Genomic DNA, 9,937 nt, shown 5'->3' with positions numbered 1-9,937 from the left:
TATTCTTCCTTCGGGAAGCGTAATCGGTTTAATAGGTGGAGGACAGTTAGCACGCATGTTAGCCATAGCGGCAGCAGAACTAGGATTTCGGACAGTGGTTTTTTGCCCTGAAATGGATTGCCCAGCTGCACAAACAACAAACGACCATATTGTTTCACCCTATGATGATTATTCAGCCTTAGATCATTTTATTTCTCTGTGTGATGTTGTAACCTATGAGTTTGAAAATCTTTCTCTTCAAATGGTTCAGTATGTAGAAAAAAGCAAACCTGTTTATCCCTCTTCGAAGGCATTAGAGATTACACAAGATCGGCTTTTTGAGAAGCAATTTTTACAAGAGCAAGGCATCAGAACAGCATCGTGGCATGCTGTTGACGATACATCTTCTCTCCTTTCTGGACTTTCCAAGCTAGGTAGTCGTGGTCTTTTAAAGACAAGACGTTTTGGCTATGATGGAAAAAATCAGATCAAGCTAGATCATCCGGGTGAAGAAGCCATAGAGAAAGCGTTTATAGCTTTCAAGGAACAGGCATCGATTTTGGAAGAAATTGTTCCTTTTTTATCGGAAATTTCGGTTCTCTCGGCGCGCACGAAACAAGGGGAACATATTTTTTATGATTGCCCTGAAAATCAGCATCACAACGGCATTCTTCACAAATCATTTGTTCCCTCACGTCTTCCACTTTTGGTGCAGAAGGCTGCGCAAGAAATAAGTGCAACAGTTATGGATGCCTTGGATTATGTAGGTGTTCTTTGCATTGAATTTTTTGTTTTAATGGATGGGAGCCTTTTAGTGAATGAACTGGCCCCTCGTGTTCATAACTCTGGCCACTGGACGCAAAAGGCGTGTGTCACGTCGCAGTTTGAACAGCATATCCGTGCCATTTGCGGTCTTCCTTTGGGGAGCACATATCGGCATAGCAATTGCGAAATGACCAATCTTCTTGGCAACAATCTGAAAGATTTCAAATATTATCTCACGCAAGAGCGCACATCGGTGCATTTATATGGCAAAAGCCTTCTGCAACCGACACGCAAAATGGGGCATGCCATCCAATTAACGGGTCCAGTGACCAAATCGCAACAGTAACCTACACGAGAAAGAATGTCTTACATTCACACTGTTTTACCACAAGAAAACAGTTCTCAAATATACCCCTAGTTTTTACACCCACAGGCTTTTGGTGGCAAGGGAAGCGCAAAACAGCAGTACAGTCTCCCAAGGGGACTTCCCAACGGCATCTTCAAGCATTGCGCTCAAAAATTTCCTGTCAAAAACCGCATCAAACACAGCTCTGTCAAGATCACTGCAGCATCTTCTCAAGGATAAGACCCCAAAACCTTTTTTTCAGAGCATATTGCTAAGAATACCCCTCAAGAGCATCCCCCAAAGCCCTCATGTTTTTCCTCAAAACATCTTCCAGAGTCTTTGACCTTTAGCCATAGATAAACTGATAAACGGAGCTCCGAAGTTTGGTTACAAACAAACAAGGTAAAAACGCAACAAAACACCAGCCAGAGCTTTTTGCAAACAGAACACGGCATAATCGTGCGAAAAAGCTTGATAAAAGCATGCCCATTCTCCAAAAAAGCCAACCTTTTGCAAGGAGATCATGAGAGGAAAGAACATCGTTTCCCCGTGTGCCCCCGGCGCCCACACCACCCTTGCTTAAAACAACTCTCATACCTGCCCGAATGCCTCCCCAGAGCAGATCTTTCCCAAAGGACTTCTCAAGGGTCTCCTCCAAAAATCTCTCACACACCTTGTCAACACTCCTCTTGATGCGCACAAGTTCCTCCTTATTCTCAGCTGTTTGGTGTACACGTACCATCACTCTTTATCAACGAATTCTCGGTATTTTGCGCAATAGAAAGGGAATTGGCAAAATACCGCCCACCCTTTCACAACATATTCCTAGGAATACCCCTCAAGAACATTCACAATATTCGCCAACAGCTTTCACCAATCTCCAACACATCTCTGCAAGCCTCTCATCACGACTGTTAAGACAGCACAAGACCAGTACAGCTTAGTTGCAAAGGAACAATCCCTCAAGCTTTTCTGAAACAGAACACGACATACTCCTCCGAAAAAACCTGATAAAAGCATTGCCCATTCTCAAATCAAACCCAATTTTTTGTAAACAGATCAGGATAAGAAAGAATATTGATTCCCCCTGTGTCCCCAGCGCCCACACCACCCTTGCTTAAAACAACTCTCACACCTGCCCGAATCCTCTCCAGAGCAGATCTTCCCCAATTGTCTTCACCAAAAAATCTTTCTCACACCCTATCACTATCAGCACTCCTCATTAGTGCACATTAGTGCACATACATGGACTGCTCCTTATCAGTCGCTCTTCTCAACACTTTGCGCGACTAAAAGGTTAGAGGAAATTTGTAAGGGATGATCCCTTGACAACAATAAGACTTTTTGTTAGAAGCGACGCAGTTTTTTTTGCAATTTTCACTTATTCGTTGTGCTGATGAAATGTGTTAATGCGTACCTTTTCTAGGTGTGCGTTTTTCTTTTGTGATCACAGTGAAAAAGTGTATAACGCGGCGTTGTAACACGGTCACAGTTTTAAAGTGTAATGTTGTCTCTTACAGCAAGTGACTATGAGAATGAGATTATAGTGTTAAAATGAAGACATCGCATTAGAGAAATATCTATCAACGGTGAGTATGATGAAAATTAAAAATTCGCTTAAAGCACTGAGGGAACGCCACCGTAACAATCGTTTGGTGCGTCGCAAAGGTCGTGTTTATATTCTTAACAAAACGAATCCACGTTTTAGAGCACGGCAGGGGTAATGGTTACGGCAGGGGTGATGGTTTTTGTGCCTGCTTTTTTTGTGGGCATTAAACCTTTTTGATTTTTTGGAAATTTGTTTGTGCATTGCCAGTTTGTTGGTTAATCCCTCATTTTTTGAGGATTTGTTTTTATGAAGTTTTTTATTTTTTTAAAAACTTTGCAATTCCGCAACTTTTGTATTTTCCAACAAAATTTTTTACTTTTTTTTATTCTTTTTATAAGCAATTTTTGTTTAGTTTCTCGTGGATACGGACAAAATCCTCCTTCACTTCCTGTACAACCTCCTTCTCCACAATTGCTTTTGCCGCTGGACGATCTGATTCCCAACGATTCTGCCTCAACACCAGCTGAGTCTGATTCAGCAACGACCATTCTTGAAGATTTTGACGTCGCCCACCAGTCTTATGCTCAGAGAACTAAACAACGAAAAGAAGCAGAAGTTTTAGGCTTACTCAAAGAATTGAAATTTTGTGCTGATGTTGAGAAAGCAAGCAAGATCAGTCGGCGACTTCAGCGTTTATGGTCGCAATCGGGCAGTGAGACGATTGATCTTTTGATGTTATGGGCAGAAAATGCTATCAGCGCTGACAATTACGGTCTTGCTCTTGATTACATTGACAATGCTCTTGCACTTTTACCGACTTATGCTGAAGCCTGGGTCAGACGGGCTTGGGTACATATTCAACTGAGTGATTTCAAACTTGCCATGCTTGACCTCAACCATGCTCTAAAGCTTGAACCACGCAATTATATAGCATTTTTTGAGCTTGGAATTACTATGGAAGCAACGGACCGTCCAAAGCTTGCCCTAAAAGCCTATGAAACAGCACTGGAATATTATCCGCAAATGCAAAAGCTACAAAAACGCATTGAAGAGCTTTTAGACGAGCAATCCCCACAAGCTCTTTAGACTTTCTCTGCAAGACCGTTATATCCTTGCGCCTTTACCAACTTAGGCTGAAGGCTGAGTGAGAAGCTTTTTTGCACATATGCAACTCAAGCGCTTTCAAACTTGCCATGCTTGACCTCAACCATGCTCTAAAGCTTGAACCACGCAATTATATAGCATTTTTTGAGCTTGGAATTACTATGGAAGCAACGGACCGTCCAAAGCTTGCCCTCAAAACTGAAGAAACAAGCACTGGAATATTATCCGCACATGCAAAAGCGACAAAAGCGCATTGAAGAGCTTTTAGACGAGCAATCCCCACAAGCTCTCTGAATTCTTTAGAAAGAGATCTGTCGTTTAAACCTGTCATAAGGAACAAGAGAGATAGCCATTTTTTTTGCTTATTAATGAAATTCTTTATTTTATCAGTGAGAGAGTCATCTCTGTTTTGGAAGAGAGTTTTCTACCAAATTTTATACCTGATGCCATAGCAACGATGTACCCATCATTGATCCGCTTGCAAATACGTGCAGGTTCAACCTCTGTTACCACAGCCAAAATTTGAATGAGCATTTTCTCCCCTTGTATCTTTGGTACGACGTATCTTTGGTACGAAGTATCTTTGGTACGAAGTATCCGTGGTACGATATCTCTGCGGTATGTGTATCGCCGGTCTTTATAGAGCATTTTCTCAAACAAAGACTGTTGAAATTTTCATTGCTAAAATCCTGAAATTGCTCTATGTATGGATCTGTGATTTTGATCGTCTACGCAACGATCAATAGGGATCTAAAAACCCGAAAATCCGAGAACATAAAAATCGATCCCACTCTGTGGGTTCCCGGAATTCCGGGAGTTTTTGCCATGTCCAGGTGCTTCTTGGCACTAAAAGCAAAAAGCTGACTCGGATTCAGTATTTTTAGACTCCCGGAATACCAATGCGAGGGCGCTCGCACCCGGTGGGGGGCTTTAAAGTGCAAGACAAAAATCCGCATTTTAATGATATTTCTGTAGGCAAGAGAATTCGTTATAGACGAAAGATGCTAGGGCTTTCCCAAAAACAGTTAGGACACTCTTTAGGGGTCACGTTCCAACAAATCCAGAAATATGAAAAAGGAATAAATCGTGTAAGCGCTGGACGTTTACAGGAAATTGCTACTCTACTGGATGTTTCTGTTTGCTTTTTTTATGCGGATCTTTCACCAGAAGCACATGTTTCATCTCCTGATGCTACAGAAATATCGAATAAAGAAGAAGATTTCCTTTTAAAAAGTTTTAGAGAACTCAAACCGAAAAAACAGAAGGCAATTTTGTGCTTGCTTTCCGATTAAAACTCTTAAAATCCGCATTTTATAATTTGTAATGAGAAACTCTCCAGCTTTCAAATTCTCTGGTCCGCTCGCAAATACGTGCAGGTTCAACCTCTGTTACCACAGCCAAAATTTGAATGAGCATTTTCTCCCCTTGTATCTTTGGTACGAAGTATCTTTGGTACGAAGTATCTTTGGTACGATGTCTCTGCGGTATGTGTATCGCCGGTCTTTATAGAGCATTTTCTCAAACAAAGACTGTTGAAATTTTCATTGCTAAAATCCTGAAATTGCTCTATGGATGGATCTGTGATTTTGATCGTCTACGCAACGATCAATAGGGAGTTGAAAACCTGAAAATCCGAAAACATAAAATCGATCCCACTCTGTGGGTATCCCCGGAGTTCCGGGAGTTTTTGCCATGTCCAGGTGCTTTTTAGCACTAAAAGCAAAAAGCTGATTCGGATTCAGTATTTTCAACCTCCCGGAATACCAATGCGAGGGCGCTCGCACCCGGTGGGGGGCTTTAAAGTGCAAGACAAAAATCCGCATTTTAATGATATTTCTGTAGGCAAGAGAATTCGTTATAGACGAAAGATGCTAGGGCTTTCCCAAAAACAGTTAGGACACTCTTTAGGGGTCACGTTCCAACAAATCCAGAAATATGAAAAAGGAATAAATCGTGTAAGCGCCGGACGTTTACAGGAAATTGCTACTCTACTGGATGTTTCTGTTTGCTTTTTTTATGCGGATCTTTCACCAGAAGCACATGTTTCATCTCCTGATGCTACAGGAATATCGAACAAAGAAGAAGATTTCCTTTTAAAAAGTTTTAGAGAACTCAAACCGAAAAAACAGAAGGCAATTTTGTGCTTGCTTTCCGATTAAAACTCTTAAAATCCGCATTTTATAATTTGTAATGAGAAACTCTCCAGCTTTCAAATTCTCTGGTCCGCTTGCAAATACGTGCAGGTTCAACCTCTGTTACCACAGCCAAAATTTGAATGAGCATTTTCTCCCCTTGTATCTTTGGTACGACGTATCTTTGGTACGAAGTATCTTTGGTACGATGTCTCTGCGGTACGATATCTCTGCGGTATGTGTATCGCCGGTCTTCAGAGTATTTTCTGCATTCGTCAAGACACCCAAACAACAGAAAATACTTGGGATTTCAGCTTTAATGTGCCTCATATCATTGGTTATGATGGATACTATTTTACGGGACGCGAGAGAAGTACAGACTATGTACCATCAAAAAGTTTGTTTCATAAATCTTTAACACCCGTTACCCTTACGTTTAACACCCTTACCTTTACGATACAGTTGCATAATGATATTACCCCTTAAAGCTTCAGCTATAAAAGAAAATCCACTCTTAAGGTCAGACACCCGCAAAAGAGCGGCCTGATACAATCGACTCTTAAAATGGAATAAATTCAACTGCATATTTAAGAAACATTGTAAGACTTCTTAAGCGTACCATACTCCCTCTTTCTATATGTAATAGATTGATTTTTAATATTTTTTAAGGGTATGGAATGTAAAAATAAAGGTTTTGGAATAGGATTTTTAACATGTTTTCATTTCCAATAAGAGGTTACATATGCTGTGTTTTTTAGCCAATGTTATGTTTTTTAACCAACGATCCTGATAGATGAGATTTTTCTCAAACCATTCTGAATATTCAGCATTTGATTTCCATTTTAAGAAGATCATGGCAAACAAAGTAAAAGAAAAAAATTGCATGCAAAACCATTTTCTCCCTAGTAGAAGATTTTAAACTGTTTTACAATGGGGGCGGTGTTCTGCGCTTCTCGACAGGAAATAACATATTCCTGAGACCTTATTGATTTCCAAGGGAGCTGTCGCTGATTAAGCTCGTGGGCTTTTTCATATGGCGCCCACCTATTTGTTTAGGTTCCCGGGGATCAACTTTTTCCATCGGCTGTTGTGGATCACCACTTTTTTGTACAAATGCAGCACGCGAATATTGTATTATCCTTTTTAGCGGGGAATTTGGTAGAGAAAAAGTCCTCTAATCCTTTTCAGGGATTTGTGAGCGCGCGCTTTTAGAGAAGCTTCTTTTATTGCACCTTTTCGCTCTTTATGGGATACTTTTTCACCCTTTATGGAATGCCCACTTTTTATGGAATAATTAACGAAAGTCATGACCGAAGATACAAAAGCCGCACAGTCTATCTCATTGGTTCGCTCACAGTTACGCAAGAGCGGCTTATCGAAACGTGATTCACTTTCAGCAAAGGAGCGGAATGTTTTTTCGCAACAAGCCTGTTTCCACCTCATACAGGTTCTCGAACAAAGGGGGTTAGATTTTTCATGTATGGTTCTAGCGGGGTATTGGCCAATCAAATCAGAAATCGATCCCCGTCCTTTGTTTCATTGCATAAGGGCACGTGGTGGAAGTTTAGTATTACCGGCCGTGCTTGATTCGACGACCATGGTTTTTCGTACATTTTCACAAAGCACGGTTTTAGAGTCTATGCGCTTTGGCACATTAGGTCCTGGTGACGAAAATGCCGTTGTTGTTCCAAACCTTATTCTTGTACCCCTTTCAGCGTTTGATAGCCAATGTCACCGTCTTGGCTATGGAGGGGGGTATTATGACCGTGCTGTTGAAATTCTTCAAAAACAAGGGCATCAAATAACTTTGTTTGGTTTGGGATTTTCGTGTCAGGAAGTTTCCTCCATTCCCCATGCAGAACATGATCTCATTGTGGAGGGAATTTTTACAGAAAAGGGTTTCTTAAAACGCTAAAGTATGATTAAAACGCTCATGCGTTTTTTATTTTTAGGTGACATTGTTGGAGAAACGGGCTGTAGTGCTGTTTTTTCGAGGCTTCCGGGGCTAATTAAAAAATGGCAGCTTGATTTTGTTGTGGTGAATGGTGAAAATGCTTCTGGTGGTTTTGGGATCACACAAGAAACTTATCAAGATCTTTTAATGGCAGGTGTTGACGTTGTCACCACAGGGAACCATGTTTTTGCACACAAAGAAATAATACGCCATATGCATGAGAATGATCGTTTTTTGCGTCCAGCCAATTTTCCTAAGGAGACTCCAGGAAGGGGTTCAGGTGTTTTTACGGCAAAGAACGGAGCACGTGTTCTTGTGGCGAATCTTTTGGGAAGTGTTTTTATGCCCTACCAAGTTGCTGATCCGTTTGAAACAGCTGAAAGGATTCTGCTTGCCTGTTCTTTAAGAGAGCACGCAGATGCGATTATTTTTGACTTTCATGCAGAAGCGACGAGTGAGAAGCAATGTTTTGGTCATTTTCTTGATGGTCGTGTGAGTGTTATTGTAGGCACCCACACGCACACTCCCACAGCTGATGCGCAAATTTTAGAAGGCGGCACAGCTTATTTATCAGATGCGGGGATGTGTGGAGATTATAATTCGTCTCTTGGGATGGAGAAAGAAGAACCTCTACACCGTTTTCTTTATAAGAAGAAGCGAGATCATTATGAACCAGCGCGAGGTCCAGCAACGCTTTGTGGTTTAGCGGTTGAGATTTCAGAGAGGACAGGTTTAGCAGAAAAGGTCTCATCGGTACGCATTGGTCCCCATTTAAAGCCTGCGAGTCCAGATTTTTGGTAATCCCCTTCGGGGAGGATCTCTGTTTGGGTGCAGTTTTCTCAGACTCTTCTTTGCATGAGCATTTTCTCCAAAGAGGGACTCGCTTGAAGAGCCACCTTCGCTGCCCCTCAGAGGGTTCATTCGGGTGTGATCCCTGTATGGATGCAGTCTTTTTCAAGCTTTCCACTTTGAATGAGTATTTTCTCCAAAACATTTACCTCTCGAAGAGGATTGCTCCAAAGAGCGCACTCTCCAAAGCCTCTTCACAAGGTAAAGAGAGGCTCTAAAGGGAGGCACAGAGCCCAAGAATCCGCTTTGTAGAATGTCATCTTTCTCATACAAGGAAGCCTCTTTGAAGATTTTTCTTGCAGGGAATCGTAACTTGTCAGCAAGTTTTATAGGAATGTATTTTTAAAAGATCTTTCGAACGAAGTTTTCTAAATTTTCAAAGACTTTTCGCAACATGTTGCCCTTTTTTGCCATCAAATTCTCACTTTTATAATTTTGGGCTTTTTTTGATTTTTTACTTTCCAAATCGAATTTGCAAGCACAATGAATGATCACATACTTTTCTTTTATTTCATTGTTCTTAGTTAGGACAAAACGCCTTTAAAACCACAATGTACCATGGAAAATTCTCATCAAAAGTTTTTTCATCCAAAAGAGCAGCCTTCAAAAGAAGCACTGCTGAGAAGATTCATTGCTCCCAGTTTTCTGCTTAAAAGAACTCTTTTTCTAAGCCCCCCTTGAATAGGTTAAGCAAAGAGCACAAATTCCGAAAGACAATTTCTGCAACAGGAGACATAGAAAGAAATACCCAAAAGCAAGAGAGTCCTGAAGAGAATTCTTTAAAAAAATCTTCTTTGAATTCTCTATACTGGGAGGAATTTTCGTGCCGGTCCTGCAACAGCAGCAATAAAAAAACCATTTTACAAAAAACTTCCCAAAGAGGCATACTTTTTGAGTGCTTCATCTTCAAAGACGAGCCTTTTTCAAAGAATACCCCTCGAAGGGAGCGATGAGAATGAAGGCGGTTCTTTAGGATCCCTTTTCAGGTAATTTTCTTTACGAGGAGCTACTTTTTCGAAGCCTATGAAGCGTCATATTGGGGGAGTAAGAAAGCTTCTTTTACAGCAGACTCCTTCAATCCACTTCCTTTGAGGAGCTTTTTTTCAAGCTTTTCTCTTTTGAACACCGTTTTTCAAAGTGGAAATCGAACAAATTATGATCGATACTTATCCTCAGCGGATATTTTTGCTTAAGAAATAGCCTACCTTCGAAGAAAAGCCTCGCTGGAGCAATGTTTCTTTGGAACCATGTTTCTTAAG

The 9,937-nt window shown here is 41.0% G+C and carries 9 protein-coding genes, 1 other RNA gene and 1 pseudogene; 9 read left to right on the top strand and 2 right to left on the bottom strand.

Annotated elements, in window-relative coordinates; all coding sequences use genetic code 11:
- A partial coding sequence (locus tag BN200_RS04260; protein WP_019221260.1) for a 5-(carboxyamino)imidazole ribonucleotide synthase occupies positions 1-1,090 on the top strand: 1,090 nt, incomplete at its 5' end.
- A gap of 346 nt (positions 1,091-1,436) precedes the next feature.
- On the opposite strand, the gene BN200_RS04255 is transcribed toward BN200_RS04260, so the two are convergent.
- A complete protein-coding gene (locus BN200_RS04255) occupies positions 1,437-1,832 on the bottom strand; it encodes a hypothetical protein (RefSeq protein WP_019221259.1) in 396 nt (131 codons plus the stop codon).
- A gap of 856 nt (positions 1,833-2,688) precedes the next feature.
- Here BN200_RS04255 and ykgO point away from each other — a divergent pair.
- The 3 genes and pseudogenes from ykgO to BN200_RS08730 all read left to right on the top strand — a co-directional run.
- Complete coding sequence (gene ykgO, locus BN200_RS04250; RefSeq protein ID WP_011181208.1) at positions 2,689-2,814, top strand: type B 50S ribosomal protein L36; 126 nt, start codon at positions 2,689-2,691, stop codon at positions 2,812-2,814.
- A gap of 131 nt (positions 2,815-2,945) precedes the next feature.
- On the top strand, positions 2,946-3,725 hold the full coding sequence (locus BN200_RS04245; RefSeq protein ID WP_019221257.1) for a tetratricopeptide repeat protein: 780 nt from the start codon (positions 2,946-2,948) through the stop codon (positions 3,723-3,725).
- A gap of 83 nt (positions 3,726-3,808) precedes the next feature.
- Positions 3,809-4,037, top strand: a pseudogene (locus BN200_RS08730) (hypothetical protein); the annotation flags it as partial.
- An 84-nt stretch (positions 4,038-4,121) separates the two neighbouring features.
- Here BN200_RS08730 and BN200_RS09185 read toward each other — a convergent pair.
- On the bottom strand, positions 4,122-4,277 hold the full coding sequence (locus BN200_RS09185) for a hypothetical protein (RefSeq protein WP_019221256.1): 156 nt from the start codon (positions 4,275-4,277) through the stop codon (positions 4,122-4,124).
- Positions 4,278-4,678: 401 nt separating this feature from the next.
- Here BN200_RS09185 and BN200_RS04240 point away from each other — a divergent pair, with 401 nt between their 5' ends.
- The 5 genes from BN200_RS04240 (at position 4,679) to BN200_RS04225 (ending at position 8,630) form a co-directional block, all read left to right on the top strand.
- On the top strand, positions 4,679-5,035 hold the full coding sequence (locus BN200_RS04240; RefSeq protein WP_034988950.1) for a helix-turn-helix domain-containing protein: 357 nt from the start codon (positions 4,679-4,681) through the stop codon (positions 5,033-5,035).
- 510 nt (positions 5,036-5,545) lie between these two features.
- Complete coding sequence (locus tag BN200_RS04235; protein WP_034988948.1) at positions 5,546-5,902, top strand: helix-turn-helix domain-containing protein; 357 nt, start codon at positions 5,546-5,548, stop codon at positions 5,900-5,902.
- A 911-nt stretch (positions 5,903-6,813) separates the two neighbouring features.
- Positions 6,814-6,975: non-coding RNA, 6S RNA (ssrS, locus tag BN200_RS08725), on the top strand.
- Positions 6,976-7,181: 206 nt separating this feature from the next.
- Positions 7,182-7,790: a 5-formyltetrahydrofolate cyclo-ligase gene (locus BN200_RS04230; RefSeq protein ID WP_019221248.1), complete on the top strand. Its 609-nt coding sequence runs from the start codon at positions 7,182-7,184 to the stop codon at positions 7,788-7,790.
- Positions 7,791-7,808: 18 nt separating this feature from the next.
- On the top strand, positions 7,809-8,630 hold the full coding sequence (locus tag BN200_RS04225) for a TIGR00282 family metallophosphoesterase (RefSeq protein WP_034988946.1): 822 nt from the start codon (positions 7,809-7,811) through the stop codon (positions 8,628-8,630).
- Positions 8,631-9,937: the final 1,307 nt, after the last annotated feature.

Source organism: Bartonella senegalensis OS02, assembly GCF_000312545.1.
Classification (GTDB): domain Bacteria; phylum Pseudomonadota; class Alphaproteobacteria; order Rhizobiales; family Rhizobiaceae; genus Bartonella; species Bartonella senegalensis.
The sequence above is the reverse complement of the archived record's forward strand: the minus strand, read 5'-3'. Positions and strand labels throughout refer to the sequence as shown.

Excerpts from the sequence above, each read along its gene's own strand:
- BN200_RS04230 (WP_019221248.1), top strand. The coding sequence starts at position 7,182 with ATGACCGAAGATACAAAAGCCGCACAGTCTATCTCATTGGTTCGCTCA.
- ykgO (WP_011181208.1), top strand. The coding sequence starts at position 2,689 with ATGAAAATTAAAAATTCGCTTAAAGCACTGAGGGAACGCCACCGTAAC.
- BN200_RS04225 (WP_034988946.1), top strand. The coding sequence starts at position 7,809 with ATGCGTTTTTTATTTTTAGGTGACATTGTTGGAGAAACGGGCTGTAGT.
- BN200_RS04255 (WP_019221259.1), bottom strand. The coding sequence starts at position 1,832 with ATGGTACGTGTACACCAAACAGCTGAGAATAAGGAGGAACTTGTGCGC.
- BN200_RS09185 (WP_019221256.1), bottom strand. The coding sequence starts at position 4,277 with ATGCTCATTCAAATTTTGGCTGTGGTAACAGAGGTTGAACCTGCACGT.
- BN200_RS04245 (WP_019221257.1), top strand. The coding sequence starts at position 2,946 with ATGAAGTTTTTTATTTTTTTAAAAACTTTGCAATTCCGCAACTTTTGT.